The organism is Halostagnicola kamekurae, from assembly GCF_900116205.1.
In the GTDB taxonomy this organism is placed as follows: Archaea; Halobacteriota; Halobacteria; order Halobacteriales; family Natrialbaceae; genus Halostagnicola; species Halostagnicola kamekurae.
Map to the genome: position 1 here is coordinate 1,483,395 of NZ_FOZS01000001.1, position 15,380 is coordinate 1,498,774.

Genomic DNA, 15,380 nt, shown 5'->3' on the forward strand with positions numbered 1-15,380 from the left:
TCGAGCGCTCGAGCGATGAGCGGTCCGTAGAATCCCTTTCACACACTGATCGCCTTCGAAGACCTCACGATCGTCTCCGAGACTCTCAGTTCGAAAGCGACACCGTGCGTTCCTGATCGCTCGAGCGATAGATCGCGTCGACGATTCGCTGGACTTCGAGCGCCTCGTCGACGCTGTTTTCGCGATCGTCGCCGGTCGCGATCGTGTCGAAGAACGCGATCTGTTCGTCGGTGTGGGTGTCGTTTTGTCGCGTCGTTATCGACGTGTCTTCGAGATGGTCCGGACCGCTCGAACTCGCGGCGTGGAACGTCAACTCGTTCTCGAGTAGATCGAATCTGGCGGCTGCGTCGGTCCCTCGAACCACGAACTCGTGGTTTTCGGGTCGGTTCGTCGCCCAGGCGACCTCCAGGGAGATCGTTCGATTCGAGGGGCAGCGCACGAACGCGCTCGCGGAGTCGTCGACGTCGAACTCGTTCGACCCGGAATCGGTCCCCCACATGTCGAGGTAGGCGTACTCGTCGCGGTAACCGAACTCGCCGCGAGAGACGCCGGTTACTTCCGCGACCGGGGGGTACTCGAGGAGGTACATCGAGAGGTCGATCGCGTGCACGCCCAGATCGATGAGCGCGCCGCCGCCCGCGATCGAGCGCCGGGTGAACCACGACCCTCGACCCGGGATGCCCCGCCTGCGAACGTAGTTCGCCTCGACGTGCGTGACGGTTCCCAACTCGCCACGATCGATCCGGTTTTTCACGATCTGAACGGTGTTTGCGAAGCGATTGTTGAACCCCACCATCGCGACGCCCGAGGAGCCGGCCGCTGCCGCGGCGATTCGTTCGGAACTCGCGAGCGTGTGAGCGAGCGGCTTCTCGAGAAGGACGTGAAGATCCGCCTCCAGGGCCGCGACTGCGTACTGTTCGTGAAACTTGTTCGGCGTCGTGATGACGACGGCGTCGACAGTCTCGTACAGATCCTCGTAGTTATCGTACACGTCCACGCCGTAGCGGTTCTCGAAGCGCTCTCTGGCCTCCGGGGCGACGTCCATCCCGCCGACCAGCGGGACCTCGAGCTCGAGCAACCGCTCGGCGTGGTACTGGCCGATGTTTCCGAGTCCGACGATTCCGGTTTCGATGTCGCTTCGATCGGGAGTCATATGGACGGATCAGCCCCATTTGGGTGCGTATCGCGCGTGTCGGCGATTGCGTGCGTACCGATTGGCCGACAGTACCGATCATAGTATCTCTGTGGTCTTTGGTCCATCGCCGATTTGCACCGAACGAGCGTCGGAGGTTTGCACGAACGAACGGCAACGATCTGTGCCGACCGAATCTCGGGAATCGCCGGTGAAGAAGCACGCGGCCGTTCGCACCCCATCGGTGTAGAAACCGGGTCTATCACCCGTCTGCCTCGGTCATCGTCCCCTCCTCGGCCGTCCCATCAGACTCGGGGAGTCCGTGTGTGAGTGCCGTTCCCGTTTCAGTATCGAACAGATGGATCCTCGCGGCGTCGAAGACGACCTCGGCCCGCTGGTCGTCCGTGATCTGCGTGTCGGCAGGGAGACTCATCAGTAACTGGTCCGGCGACGATGCTGGATCTCGGTCCATACCGCGGTCGACGGTATCCGAGAGCAACAGGTAAACGAACACTTCGTCGCCCATCGGTTCGATGACGTCGGTCCGGGCCGAGATCGTCTCGGTCGGTCTGGAAACGGCATCCGAACTCGCAGAGAGGTGGACATCTTCCGGACGGACGCCGAGTGTCACCTCGCGGCCAACGGCCACGTCGGGTACTCGAGACGGGTCGAACGCGACGCGGAAATTCGGCGTTTCGAGGCCGTCATCGACGAGTTCGCCCTCGACGAAGTTCATCGAGGGCGAGCCGATGAAACCGGCCACGAACAGGTTGTCCGGTTCGTTGTAACAGCCAAGCGGCGGATCGACCTGTTGGAGTCGCCCGCCGTCGAGGACCGCGATCCGGTCGGCCATCGTCATCGCCTCTGCCTGATCGTGCGTGACGTAGATGACCGTCGTCTGTAACTCGCGGTGGAGCCGCTGGAGTTCGGTTCGCATGTGGACCCGAAGCTTCGCGTCGAGGTTCGCCAGCGGTTCGTCCATCAGAAACACGCCCGGATTCCGCACGATGGCGCGAGCGATGGCGACCCGCTGGCGCTGGCCGCCCGATAGCTCGTTGGGCATTCGCTCTTCCATGCCAGTTAGCTGGACGATGTCCGCGGCCTGTGAGACGCGCCGTTCGATCTCCTCGTCGTCGTAGGTTCTGAGACGAAGCCCGAAGGAGATGTTTTCGAAGACGTTCATGTGGGGAAACAGCGCGATGTTCTGAAACACCATCGCGATGCCCCTGTCTTTCGGCGCGAGGTTCGTGACCTCGCGCTCGCCGATGTAGATCGAGCCGTCGGTCGGTTTCGTCAGGCCGGCGACGGTCTCCATCGTCGTCGATTTCCCACAACCCGACGGGCCGACGAGACAGAGAAACTCCCCGTCCTCGATGTCGAGCGAGATCTCGTCTACTGCGGTGATGTCTTCGTACTGTTTCGTGACGTTATCGAGTCGTACTCGTGCCATTGGTGGTCTCTTACTCTTTGAGTGCGCCCGCGGTGAGTCCGCTGACGATTCGCTCCTGTGCCACGATAACCAGTATCGCGACGGGAATGACCCCGATGATGCTCGAGGCGGCCATCAGGTGGTACAGCACCTCGTACTGACCCTGGTAGGCCAGTATCCCCTCGAGAATCGGCGCCCAGTTCTGGGGCTGGCCGTCCGTCATCAGAAACGAGAAGAAGAACTCGTTGTAGACGGCGATGAAGGTCAATACGCCCGCAGTCGCGACGCCGGGTGCCGACAGCGGGATGATGACCCGGATCAGTGCCCCCAGTCGCGTGGTCCCCTCGACTCGCGCGGCGTCCTCGAGCCCCTCCGGTATCTGGGAGTAAAACGTCGTCAGGATGAAAATCGACAGCGGCATGAAGATCGCCGACAGCGGCAGGACCATCGCGCCGGGCGTGTTGTAGAGGGTTCCGTTACCCGTGATCGGGCGAAGGATGCCGACGGGCGTGTTGAACAGATCGTTCAGCGGGATGAAAAACGCCGCCGGCGGGAAAAAGGAGATCACCAACACGAGCAACAACAGCGGCACCTTTCCGGGGAACTCGAGGCGACCGAAGGCGTAGCCCGCGAGGCTCGCGATGACGAGTACTACAATGGTCGACGCGCTCGCGATGACGAAGCTATTGAACATGTACCAGTGAAACGGGATGACCTCGAAGACCTCGACGAACGCGCCGGGGTTGAACCCGTTCGGCGTGAGGAAGATGTCCTGCTGGCGCCCCTCCGGCGTCAGCGCGACCATCAGAAGCCAGTAGAACGGGAACAGCGTCGTCAGCAGGAAGAATATCGTCACCACGTAGAACAGCGACCTGTAGAGGCGACCCGGGTTCGAAATCGACTCGTCGACCCACCGTTGGAAGGGACCGCGACGCAGGGGTTCGTCACTCGAGCCGTCGATAGCCGCGGATTCGCCCGTCGAATCACGGTCCGTGTCGGGCGAACCTGCGCGTCCGCCGTCCGGGATGCCCGCGTTTGGAAATTCGTCGCCCGGAACGCCTGTGTTTGCAGATCCACGGCCGATCCGTTTCGTAGTCGATTCGGGTTTCGTCTCGTCTCTCGAGTCGTCGTCTGTCATCAGTAGACACCTCTCTCAGTATCTCGGAACAGGACGACGTACACCCCGATGATCAGTCCGATCACCAGCGCCGTCGCGAACGCCACGGCCGCCGCAGTGGCGTAGATGCGGGTCCCGCCGAACATCGCTTCGACGACCAGACAGGTCAACGATGGGACCGTCGTACAGCCCGCAGTCGACTCGATAAGCCCGTACACTCGCATGGCATCCATCGTCCGGAACAACATTGCCACGAGTAACGCGGGTAACACCAGCGGGAGCGTGATCAGCTTAAATCGCTGCCACGGCGACGCTCCGGCTACTTCTGCAACGTCGTAGAGGCTTCGATCGATGCTCTGGAGGCCGGCGAGGATGAGCAGCGCCATGAACGCCGACGATTTCCAGATGTCGGCGATGAGGATGATAATGAACGAGTCGCGGCTGTTCGCGAGCGGCGTCGCTCCGAACAGTCCGATCGACTGCATGAGGTCGCTTCCGAAGCCGACCGTCGGCTGAAAGAGCAGGAAGAAGATCATCCCCTGGATCACGATCGGCACGGCCCACGGCAGGATGATCGCGACCCGAACCCATCGCCGGCCGCGAAAGTCCTGATCGAGGACGTAGGCCTGCCCGAACCCGATCACGGTCTCGAGGACGACGCTGACGACGGCGAACGCGAGCGTGACGAAAATCGCCTGCTGCAAGAACGGAACCCCGAGTTCGACGAACGGGAACGACGACGAGATCGAGACGTCGAGAAACTGCCGCGCGAGTCGCGCGTTTCCGGTCAGAATGTCGACGTAGTTCTCGATTCCGACGAACTCTCCCAGCGGCGCGTGACCCCGCGTCCGATTCTCCCGAAGCGACATCACGAACGTCCGAAGAAGCGGGTAGAAGGCGATAAACGACAGCAGCGCGAACGCCGGAAGCAGTAGCAGGTAGGCGTAGGCCGCCTCGCTCAACCCCTCCATCCAGTTCGTGACCGGGTTCCCGGTTCGGTCGTACTCGGCTTCGTCACCGCCGCCGCTGACCAGTCCCCCTCCCTCGGTGTCAGTATCAGTCGCCATTCTGTCCCTCCACGCTCGCTTCGCTCGCCTCGAGACGCTCGGCTAAGTCGGACATGGCCTCGTCCGGCGGCTTTACGGCTCGATACGCTGCGTTTACCTCCTGGGCGATCAGCGCGGATTGCTCCGGCCAGAGGTCGGTGACCGGCCGCGGGACCGCGTTCTCTCCGGCCATCCGTATCTGTTCTGTGTACCGCGCGACGGGGCCGATCTGGTCGGCGCTCGCCTGCTCGAGTAACTCGAGTACGGGCGGGAGATACCCCAGTTGCTCAAAGATGGTGAGCATGACGTTCTCGCTCGTAAACGCTTCGAGGACATCGGCGGCCCGTTCGAGCCGGTCAGAGTGTGGATTGAGCGTCAGATGCCACCCGCCCAGCCCGGCGGCGGTCCCGCCGACGCCCTCGAACTCTGCCTCGTCCTCGCTGACCGCGTACGGCATCGACATGACTCCCAGATCGTCGCCGAAGGCGCCTTCCGCGCCCGTCTGGGAGACCGCGAACGGCCAGTTTCGATGCGCGACCGCGTCCCCGTTCGCGAACGGACTCAGGGACTGCTCTTCGGTCCACTGGACGATCGCCGACGGACAGATCTGCCGATAGCCCTCGAGGGCGTACTCGTCGTCGGCCCCGCGGATGAACGTCCGCATCATTCGAATCGCATCGATGACCGGTTCCGACTCGACGGTGATCGGGCGGTCGCCGGCGGTAAACAGGTTCTCGGTGCCGCCGAAGTAGCCGCCGCCCCAGGTCGACATCTCCTCCGTGAACGTACAACACGAGAGCCCCTCGTAGGCCGCCGCCTGCGTCGTGAAGCCGAAATCGATGCCGCTCTCATCGCGGGCGTCGGCAGTCGCTTCGGAGAACTCCCGCCACGACGGTGGCTCCGTCGCCCATCCGTCCGTCTCGTATCCCGCATCAGCCATGAGGTCCTGTCGGTACAGCATTAGGCCAAAATCCGGGAACAGGGGGAGCGCGTGGAGGACGTCGGTCCTCGGATCGCGCGCCGTCTCCAGAGCCGCCTCGAGATACTCGTCTTCGACGCGCGCGAGTACCTCTGGCGCGAGTGCCTCCTCGAGCGGCGTCGTCTGTTCTCTGAGGATAAACGGGATCGTCCACCCGCTGTCCATCATGAAGATGTCCGGCGGCGATCGACCGGCCTGCAGCGCAGACTGGTACGATTGCATCCGCTGGGCGGAGTCGTCGACCCCCGCCTGCACCTCTACTGTGATGTCCTCGTCGAGGCCCGCGTCCCAGAGCGCCTGTTGAACCGACGGGGCGTCCCCCTCGGTGTGCATGATACTCTCGAAGTCCGTGTCCCCGGACATAACGATCGTTCCCGGTTCGCGCGCCCGTCCCAGGCATCCGGCGACGGCGACGCCCGCCGCACCCGCGGACGCCGACGCTACTTTGACGAACGTGCGACGGGATATCCCGCGTGCGGATCGATCGGGGGTCGGCTTCGAGGCCATCGCTTCACAATAGAGGCTCCTCTCCCGTATAATCCTTCGCAGGCAACGGTGTAATAAAGGCTGACTGTCCGGATTCGCCACTCGTCTAATACCGGCTTACGTTGCGTCGGTGACGCGTCCAGTGCGCCGATCGCTGCGCTACTCGTTTCGATCTATTTCGGCTCGATACCCACTCGAACGGACGAACCTGGCCGATGACGAACGCTCTCATCGAGTTTACCGGCGGGAAAAATACCGTTGGAAACGAACGATCCCTCGCCGGACGAGCGATCGGACGGAGGTGCGATCCGGTGAGCGGATCGTCAGGTCAGTCCTCAAGCGCCGGCGGCTTGTGTCGACCGATTCTGATCTCGTGTGCTTCGATGTCCTCTAAGGCGGCGACCCGACCGCCGATCGTGAGCTGCTCGTCTTCGGTCTCGAGGGTCAACGACGCGACCTCCTCGGAGACCTCGAAGGAGACGTCGGTGACGAGTCCCTGCACGACGCGCGACCCGCCCACGGCGACGTCTCGTCCCTCGATGGTCGCGTAGAACTCGCCGCCCTCGTCGATGACGTCTTTCACGCAGCGACGGATCGAAGCGTATCGACGCGGATACGGCCGCCCCTTCCCGTTCTCGCCGAGGGTCTGTTCGGCCGTCGTCCAGAGCACGGTACCGAAGAACCCGGACACCAGAAATCCGAGCGCGGATCGATTGAAGATGACGCCGTATCTGTCCTGATCGTCACGCAACGCGTCCTGCGTCGCGTAGATGGAGTAGTTTCCGTCGGCGACGGCGACGACCGGCGTGGTGATCCCGCGTCGCGCGCGCACGGTCGTCGCGACCTCGAGGTAGTCGAACTCCGCCTGGTCGGGCGCCTCAGCCGCGGGCGTCACGATCAGATCGATACTCACACCCGCGTCGACGGCCGTTCGCAACTCATCCTCGAAGCGGGTCAACAGATCGGGCGTCAGCGAGAGCGCGAGTTCGTACTCCGCGGCGTCGATCACTTCCTCGAGATAGCGCAGAATGGTCGATCGGGATTTGACGAGCGAGACGGCTTCCGTGTCTCGAGCGGGCGCCGTGTACCGCGACTCGAGTTCGTCGATCATCTGCTCGAGCGAGCTCTGGACGTTTTCGAACGCCTCCTCGGGATCTATCGCGACGACTTTCATCGGACGAGATTCTCGGAGTTCGACCAGTCCTCGATCGCTCAGGCTTCGAACCGTATCGTACACGCGCGGCTGGGGAATGTCCGTTCGATCCGCGATCTCGCTCGCGGTCAGTTGGCCCTGCTCTAGGACCGTCAGATAGGCATCGATCTCGTACTCGCCGAGGTTGAACCGGTCCCCGACGCGCTCGACCGTCGAGCGAAGCTCGTCCTGTGACATATCCTCCCCTAGGCTCTCGAAGGCTAAATGATTTATTATGGATTGAGTAACACTCGTTTTCGAAATCGGGTTGTCGACGTGCGGTGGTCAGAACGCTTAACCAGCGCCACCGGTACTGTGACGTATGCTCGAGGGACAGTCACGGATCGGTCAACAGACGGCGTTCGAGGACTTCCTCGGCAGACTTCCGGACTGGAACTCGGACGCGCTCGTCACCATCGGGCTCGACATCGCATTCGCGTGTATTATCTTCGGTATCGGCTGGTACATCTCGAAACTGGCCGTTCGCCTCACGGGTCGGACCGTCGCGAGACAGATCGATCGACCGAGCGTGACTCGAACGGTCCTTCGAGGCGTCCGCGCTAGCGTCCTCCTGGTTACGTTCGCGCTCATCGCAACCATTTTCGGGGTCGGCGGCGGCGAGATTTTCTTCTCGGTCGCCGTCCTCTCGGCGGTGGTCGGTGTCGTTCTCGCGCCGCTTATCAGCAGCTTCATCAACGGCGTCTTTGTCCTCTCGGACCGGCCGTTCGAGATCGGCGACATGATCGAGGTTTCCGACGCCGGCCACCGCGGGTTCGTCGAGGACATCACTATCAGGTACACGAAGATATTCACGCTCGAGAACACGTTTCTCGTGATCCCCAACTCGGAAATCCACCGTCGAGACGTCATCAACTACTCGGCCGAAGACGAGCGAACGCGCGTCTCCGTGGCCTTCGACGTGACCTACGAGAGCGATCTCGACGCAGCAAGACGCCACGCAAAGCGGGCAGCACGCAGCATCGATACCGTCATCTCCGGCGGACCGGATATCCGGATCGGCAGCGCGCGATACGGCGCCGCCCCGATCTGTGACATCCTCGAGTTCGCCGAGCACGGCGTTCGATTGCAGGTCCGGTTCTGGACCGAACACCCATACAAGCAAACGATCGCCCGCTCCGACGTCCAAGACGAGATCCAACGGCGGTTCGCGAAACACGACATCGACTTCGCGTACCCTCACACCCATCACGTCTTCGACGAAACGAGCGGCGTCGCCCGAACGACCATCGAAAGCGGGTACGCCTCCGGGCCGCCATCTCCACAGGAAGGCCAGCGACCGGACTCGAGACAACCGTCTGATACGGGCCCGCCGACCGATGCCAACCCCGATTCGACGGGATCGTAGGGGGCCGCTGGGGTTCTTTTATACACCCGGAGTTCGACTTCGTCCCTAGAACGACAGATGTACGACGATATCCTCGTCCCGACCGACGGCAGCGATACCGTCTCCGAGACGCTCGCCCACGCTCTCCCAATCGCAACGGACAACGACGCGACCGTCCACGGACTCTACGTCGTCGACACCCGCATTACGACCGCAGCGACCGACGATACCAGAACCGATCTCGAAGAATCGCTCGAGTCGGACGGAACGGTCGCGATCGAAGCGATCGAACGCGCGGCCGACGAACGCGAGATCGACGTCACCACCGCGCTCGAGCGCGGGATTCCGTCGAAGACGATTCTCGAGTACGCGGACGAGCGGAATATCGATCTCATCGTGATCGGGACGCACGGAAAGAGTCCGCGCGAAAAAATCGTCTCCCTCGGGAGCGTCTCGGAGCGAGTCGTCGACAACGCGTCTATCCCGGTGCTCGTCGTTCGCGACGTTTGATCGATCGGTCGAGGAACGGTCCGTCTCGGTGAGAAACGAGCGGCGGCTCACTCTCTGGCCGCATCAACCGTAATGATCTCACAATCGAGGTGTGAACGGAGGTAGTCGTCGATGTCCGGGTTACCCGCGAACCGCCTGAATATCCGCCGAAGTCGGCTCACCTGTTTGGTGCCGATCACCGCTACGTCCGCCTCTTCGGCCGCGATCTCGTCGAGGATGCTCTCTTCGATCAAAAAGCCCGACCGAACGATGTAGCGCACGTTCTCGAGCTGTCCGAAGTGGCGTTCGACCGCCTTTTTCAGTTCCGTCCGCGTCACGTTCTTTCCGTTCTGGTACAGGTTGACGTGCAAGACGGTCAGCGAACCGTCGCGTTCGCGTGCGACTCCGATAGCCCGCTCGAGTGTCTGCTTCGATCGCGAAGTCAAGGGATATCGAACAGGAACCACGACCAGCGTCATTACCCACTCCAAGAGTAGCCGCGATGGTAAACGTTTCAGTATCGGCGTCTGACTCGCCCTTCGATCGACGGATCGATGCCGCGTTCGCGCGCGTACTCGACCAGCACCTCGTACTGAGTGCTGTCGGTGATCTCCGTCTGTGCCCCCTCTCGAAGCACCGGGAACTCGTCGTCCGTGTGAAACAGATACTCCGACGTCGCCAGTTCGTAGGTCACGTCGGGGTCGAACGGATCACCGTTCACTTGCGTAATCGAGACATCGTTGTCGTTCGGGTCCCACTCGAGGCGGACTCCACTGACGTGGGCGTGCCACCAGTCGGTTTCGGCGAACCCCAGGTCGAGACCGACAGCGCCGTCGAACACAGCCGCCAGTTGCTCGCCCGTGAGCGACGCGGTCGCGATCGGTTCGTCGAACGGGACCAGACCGATCAGCTCCGAGACGGTCACCTCGCCCGCCAGCGCTTCCCCAGAACGGATTCCACCGCTCTTTTGCAGCGCGAGGTCGGCGCCAGTCTTCCACCGGTAGGCGTCGGCGACGAAGTTCCCCACGCGGCTCTCGCCACCGAACAGCGTCGATTCTGTCCGCTCGATCGGCTCGTCGACGGTCGCAACCACCTCCGTGAGGCCGGCCGACGCTTCGAGATCTCGAAACGTCTCGACCGCATCCATCGCAGGGGCGTACGCGTCGGTTCGGACGATATTCGATTCGGAGTCGCTCGCGGTGCGCACCTCGACGATCGCGTCCCCTCCATCGCCGGGGCGAGTCACCAGCGTCCCCTCAATCCGCTCGAGTCGCGTGCTCGGAACGTGTCCGCCCAGGATGACGTCCGCGTCGACTTCGCGCGCGAGATCGTCGTCGCCCCGGCCGAGGTGCGAACAGATCACGACGATATCGGCACCCTCGCGGCGAAGGTCGGCGACGGCCTCCTCCGCAGCGTCGATCGGATCCCGAAATTCGATTTCCGTCGCCGTCGGATTCAGCGAACCGGTTCGCTGCGTCGTGACACCGGTCACCCCGACCGTCGTGGCGTTTCGTTCGATCGTCACCCACGGCTCGACCCCGACCTCGGCGCCGAAGGGCTCACCGTGCCGGAACACGTTCGCACTCACCCACTGCTGGGGCGAGTTCCGAACGATCTCGAGGGTCGCTTCGACCCCGTAATCGAAGTCGTGGTTGCCGAAGGTTTCGACGTCCGGTTCGACCGCATCGTAGAACTCGATCGCCTGTTTTCCCCGGGTTACGAGCGGTAACACTCCGGGCGACGTGTTGTCTCCGGTCCCGAGAACGAGCGCGTCTTCGCTCGAGCGCTCGCGGATCGCCCGGACGAGACGTCCGATCTGTCTCGGGTAGTCACACGCGTTTTCGACGTCGGAGTACTGTACCAGCCGGACAGACATTCGCCGGATGTTACGAAACTACCGGCTTGGTTCCGTCGGTTCTCGTTCTCACCGTTGCTAGCGCGTGCCCGTGCACGCAACGATTACGGAGAGATACGCATTTACCTCGAGCGCCCCTACGATGGCGTATGCAAACGGTATCCACCGACGACGGGACGGTCTTCGTCTCCGAGCGGGAAGGTGATACGGGGTCGAAAGCGCCGTTTCTCGTCGCATACGAGTCTCGAGATTGCGATCGACGATACGGCTGGTTCTGTGCGAACTGCGAGCGGATCGACAACGCGATGGACTCGATGGGCCGGATCAAGTGCAACCAGTGTGGGAACTTCCGTAAGCCGACCGAGTGGGACGCGGCACACGAGTAGCGGCGTTCTGTTAGAACGAGTCTCTGGAATAGCGTCTCATGGTATCGGCTTTCGAACCGGGTTTGGTTCGACGGCCTTTTATGTGGATGTCTTCTCGGTAAGGATGTAATCGACGTGACGCGGGATGTCACGTCCCCTCTGGCTGCGTTCCAGCACGGAGGGTTGAGTTGGTTCGCGTGCGTTGACACGTACTCGTGCTCGGCCGGTAGTGGTCGAGGTGAAGACGATGGCCTTTTATGGGGCCGTGGTCTTTGGTTGGGTACGTGGATGCCGGCGCCGGGGTGTGGTTCTCGGCGTGGGTGTGATCCGACGGCCTTATATGGATGGGTCGGTTCGGATGTGAACGCAACGAACACGTGGCCGGTGGCCGATATGGTCGGCGTGCCGGGTCGGACGGTCTGGGTCCGAAGGGGTTTTGTACCCCTGAGGGCGTATGATTGAGTCCGAAGGAGATGAGGATTCCACCCCTGCGGTCCGCCGTTAAGATGGGATCTGATGTTAGCCTTGACAGTTCGGTGACGCTCGATCGGTCGGCGATGGGGTCACTGGACTGTGGACCACGCAATGTGTGAGTGTGTTTTAACATTCACCGCCAAACCCTCCCTTTCGAGGGAGTTATAGCATTCCGGTTGATCCTGCCGGAGGTCATTGCTATTGGAGTCCGATTTAGCCATGCTAGTTGTACGAGTTGAGGCTCGTAGCAGATAGCTCAGTAACACGTGGCCAAACTACCCTATCGAGCACGATACTCTCGGGAAACTGAGGCTAATAGTGCATACGGCTCGGCGTCTGGAGTGACGCGAGCCAGAAATGCTCAGGCGCGATAGGATGTGGCTGCGGCCGATTAGGTAGACGGTGGGGTAACGGCCCACCGTGCCAGTAATCGGTACGGGTTGTGAGAGCAAGAGCCCGGAGACGGTATCTGAGACAAGATACCGGGCCCTACGGGGCGCAGCAGGCGCGAAACCTTTACACTGCACGCGAGTGCGATAAGGGGACTCCAGGTGCGAGGGCATATAGTCCTCGCTTTTCGTGACCGTAGGATGGTCACAGAATAAGTGCTGGGCAAGACCGGTGCCAGCCGCCGCGGTAATACCGGCAGCACGAGTGATGACCGCTATTATTGGGCCTAAAGCGTCCGTAGCTGGCCACGCAAGTCTATCGGGAAATCTCTCCGCTCAACGGAGAGGCGTCCGGTGGAAACTGTGTGGCTTGGGACCGGAAGATCCAGAGGGTACGTCTGGGGTAGGAGTGAAATCCCGTAATCCGAGACGGACCACCGGTGGCGAAAGCGCTCTGGAAAGACGGATCCGACGGTGAGGGACGAAAGCTCGGGTCACGAACCGGATTAGATACCCGGGTAGTCCGAGCTGTAAACGATGTCTGCTAGGTGTGACACAGGCTACGAGCCTGTGTTGTGCCGTAGGGAAGCCGTGAAGCAGACCGCCTGGGAAGTACGTCTGCAAGGATGAAACTTAAAGGAATTGGCGGGGGAGCACTACAACCGGAGGAGCCTGCGGTTTAATTGGACTCAACGCCGGACATCTCACCAGCATCGACAGTGTGCAGTGAACGTCAGTGTGATGAGCTTACGGGAGCCACTGAGAGGAGGTGCATGGCCGCCGTCAGCTCGTACCGTGAGGCGTCCTGTTAAGTCAGGCAACGAGCGAGACCCGCACCCTTAATTGCCAGCAACACCCTTGAGGTGGTTGGGTACATTAAGAGGACTGCCAGTGCCAAACTGGAGGAAGGAACGGGCAACGGTAGGTCAGTATGCCCCGAATGTGCTGGGCTACACGCGGGCTACAATGGTCGAGACAGTGGGATGCTACGCCGAGAGGCGACGCTAATCTCCGAAACTCGATCGTAGTTCGGATTGCGGGCTGAAACTCGCCCGCATGAAGCTGGATTCGGTAGTAATCGCGCCTCAGAAGGGCGCGGTGAATACGTCCCTGCTCCTTGCACACACCGCCCGTCAAAGCACCCGAGTGAGGTCCGGATGAGGCCGTCATCCGGCGGTCGAATCTGGGCTTCGCAAGGGGGCTTAAGTCGTAACAAGGTAGCCGTAGGGGAATCTGCGGCTGGATCACCTCCACAGACCGGGACCGGGGCGTTGCCCCGGCCCACAGCAGCAGTCGTGCGTCCACAGTTCGGACCCGCGCAGGGCCGAGCGAGCACCTTAGAACTGTCAAGGCTAACGTCGCGTTTGATCCCCGGCCTCGTTGAGGCGGGGGTGGGCCCATAGCTCAGTGGTAGAGTGCCTCCTTTGCAAGGAGGATGCCCAGGGTTCGAATCCCTGTGGGTCCATGAGTCGGGTTAGGTCGAAGCGAATCGTGCCCCTTAAGTGGGTGACGGCGCTGTGATCTAATCCGAAGCAAGAACCGATGCACCACTCCGCGCAAGCGTGGGTGGGAAGGGTTAATGCAGGCCCGCTGTCTACGGGCGTGCAGATGAGACCGTGTGTACGTGTAGTCCAGGCGTCCACTGGACCCGTTCCCGGGTCACTACTGATCCGAAAGAACGTGGCTACTGTGCCAGCTGGTGGATCGCTCGGCTCAAGAGCTGAAGAAGGACGTGCCAAGCTGCGATAAGCCTACGGGACCCGCACGGAGGGGAAGAACGTAGGATTTCCGAATGGGAATCCCCACCGCAATTGCTTCGCGCAATGGGGAACGTCGAGAATTGAAACATCTTAGTATCGACAGGAAAAGAAAGCAACTCGCGATGTCGTTAGTAACGGCGAGTGAACCCGACACAGTCCAAACCGAAGCCTTCACGGGCAATGTGGTGTTCGGGCTGACTTGCAGCACCAGACCATCTATGAGAAATCTCCTGGAATGGAGTACGAGACAGGGTGACAGTCCCGTACTGTAGGTTAGTATGGTGTGTGTCAGTACCAGAGTAGCGGGGATTGGATATTCCTCGTGAATGTTGCGGGCATTGACCGCAAAGACTCAATACTCCTTGAGACCGATAGCGAACAAGTAGCGTGAGCGAACGCTGAAAAGCACCCCAAGAAGGGAGGTGCAATAGGGCGTGAAATCAGTTGGCGATAGAACGACAGGGCACGAAAGGTCCGACACGAAATGAATCAGGTGCGAACCTGTAGTAAGCCGTGTGGGAAGCCGGTGTTCTGTCGTACGTTTTGAAAAACGAACCAGAGAGTGTGTCTGTTCGACGAGTCTAACCCGATCATCGGGGAAGGCGGAGGGAAACCGATATGACCGCAGTGCTTTGCACCAGGGTCACCGTGTTCAAGCGCGGGGAGTCGACCGGACACGACCCGAAACCGGACGATCTACGCATGAGCAGGGCGAAGCGTGCCGAAAGGCACGTGGAGGCCCGTTAGAGTTGGTGTCCTACAATACCCTCTCGTGACTTATGTGTAGGGGTGAAAGGCCCATCGAGTCCGGAAACAGCTGGTTCCAACCGAAACATGTCGAAGCATGACCTTCACCGAGGTAGTTTGTGGGGTAGAGCGACGGATTGGGAGACCGGCCTCCGAGAGGAGTTCGCCTCCCTGTCCAACTCCGAACCTACGAACGCTGTTGACGTGAGGAGACCGGTGCGCGGGGTAAGCCTGTGTACCGTAAGGGAGACAACCCAGAGCTGGGTTAAGGTCCCCAAGTGTGGACTAAGTGCGATCGAAAGTGGTGCCGAGCCCTAGACAGCCGGGAGGTGAGCTTAGAAGCAGCTACCCTCTAAGAAAAGCGTAACAGCTTACCGGCCGAGGTTCGGCGCGCTGAAAATGATCGGGGCTCAAGTCCACCACCGAGACCGAGCGACACCCGTCAGAGGGTGATTCCGTAGGTTGGCATACTGTTCGGGTGGAAGCACGGGAGAGATCTCGTGTGGACCGTGCAGTAACGAAAATTCTGGTCATAGTAGCAGCGTTAGTCGGGTGAGAACCCCGACGGCCGAACG

11 protein-coding genes, 1 tRNA gene and 2 rRNA genes are annotated in these 15,380 nt (G+C 61.3%); 6 read left to right on the plus strand and 8 right to left on the minus strand.

Translation table 11 applies throughout. From position 1 onward, the window contains the following. Window positions 1-85: 85 nt before the first annotated feature. The 6 genes from BM348_RS07620 to trmB all read right to left on the minus strand — a co-directional run bounded on the left by BM348_RS07620 (window position 86) and on the right by trmB (window position 7,579). A complete protein-coding gene (locus BM348_RS07620; RefSeq protein WP_092903465.1) occupies window positions 86-1,153 on the minus strand; it encodes a Gfo/Idh/MocA family protein in 1,068 nt (355 codons plus the stop codon). 241 nt (window positions 1,154-1,394) lie between these two features. Then, the gene (locus BM348_RS07625; protein ID WP_092903467.1) at window positions 1,395-2,582 is read right to left on the minus strand and encodes an ABC transporter ATP-binding protein; all 1,188 of its coding nucleotides are present in this window, start codon (window positions 2,580-2,582) and stop codon (window positions 1,395-1,397) included. Between the two features lie 10 nt (window positions 2,583-2,592). Continuing rightward, window positions 2,593-3,699, minus strand: coding sequence for a carbohydrate ABC transporter permease (locus BM348_RS07630; RefSeq protein ID WP_092903469.1), 1,107 nt, complete (start codon window positions 3,697-3,699; stop codon window positions 2,593-2,595). Continuing rightward, window positions 3,699-4,745, minus strand: a complete 1,047-nt coding sequence (locus tag BM348_RS07635; RefSeq protein WP_092903471.1) for a carbohydrate ABC transporter permease — start codon at window positions 4,743-4,745, stop codon at window positions 3,699-3,701. Before BM348_RS07635 ends, BM348_RS07630 begins: the two co-directional genes overlap by 1 nt. Continuing rightward, window positions 4,735-6,210 (minus strand): extracellular solute-binding protein, encoded by a 1,476-nt coding sequence (locus tag BM348_RS07640; RefSeq protein WP_092903473.1) that lies wholly within the window; start codon window positions 6,208-6,210, stop codon window positions 4,735-4,737. The genes BM348_RS07635 and BM348_RS07640 overlap by 11 nt, the downstream gene beginning before the upstream one ends. A gap of 307 nt (window positions 6,211-6,517) precedes the next feature. Beyond that, entirely contained in the window at window positions 6,518-7,579 is a 1,062-nt protein-coding gene (trmB, locus tag BM348_RS07645) for an HTH-type sugar sensing transcriptional regulator TrmB (protein ID WP_092903475.1), read from the minus strand. Between the two features lie 124 nt (window positions 7,580-7,703). On the opposite strand from trmB, the gene BM348_RS07650 reads away from it, so the two are divergent. Both BM348_RS07650 and BM348_RS07655 read left to right on the plus strand, forming a co-directional pair. Next, complete coding sequence (locus BM348_RS07650) at window positions 7,704-8,747, plus strand: mechanosensitive ion channel family protein (RefSeq protein ID WP_092903477.1); 1,044 nt, start codon at window positions 7,704-7,706, stop codon at window positions 8,745-8,747. 57 nt (window positions 8,748-8,804) lie between these two features. Next, window positions 8,805-9,236 (plus strand): universal stress protein, encoded by a 432-nt coding sequence (locus BM348_RS07655; RefSeq protein ID WP_092903479.1) that lies wholly within the window; start codon window positions 8,805-8,807, stop codon window positions 9,234-9,236. Window positions 9,237-9,283: 47 nt separating this feature from the next. On the opposite strand, the gene BM348_RS07660 is transcribed toward BM348_RS07655, so the two are convergent. Further along, a complete protein-coding gene (locus BM348_RS07660) occupies window positions 9,284-9,694 on the minus strand; it encodes a universal stress protein (protein ID WP_092903481.1) in 411 nt (136 codons plus the stop codon). 35 nt (window positions 9,695-9,729) lie between these two features. Next, window positions 9,730-11,091, minus strand: a complete 1,362-nt coding sequence (locus BM348_RS07665) for a bifunctional metallophosphatase/5'-nucleotidase (protein ID WP_092903483.1) — start codon at window positions 11,089-11,091, stop codon at window positions 9,730-9,732. Between the two features lie 128 nt (window positions 11,092-11,219). On the opposite strand from BM348_RS07665, the gene BM348_RS07670 reads away from it, so the two are divergent. From BM348_RS07670 to BM348_RS21645, 4 genes are all read left to right on the plus strand, one after another. Next, window positions 11,220-11,456, plus strand: coding sequence for a DUF5816 domain-containing protein (locus BM348_RS07670; protein ID WP_092903485.1), 237 nt, complete (start codon window positions 11,220-11,222; stop codon window positions 11,454-11,456). A gap of 622 nt (window positions 11,457-12,078) precedes the next feature. Then, window positions 12,079-13,551: ribosomal RNA gene (locus BM348_RS07675) — 16S ribosomal RNA — on the plus strand. Between the two features lie 140 nt (window positions 13,552-13,691). Next, window positions 13,692-13,763 (plus strand) — tRNA-Ala (locus BM348_RS07680). Window positions 13,764-13,973: 210 nt separating this feature from the next. Further along, window positions 13,974-15,380: ribosomal RNA gene (locus BM348_RS21645) — 23S ribosomal RNA — on the plus strand; the annotation flags it as partial.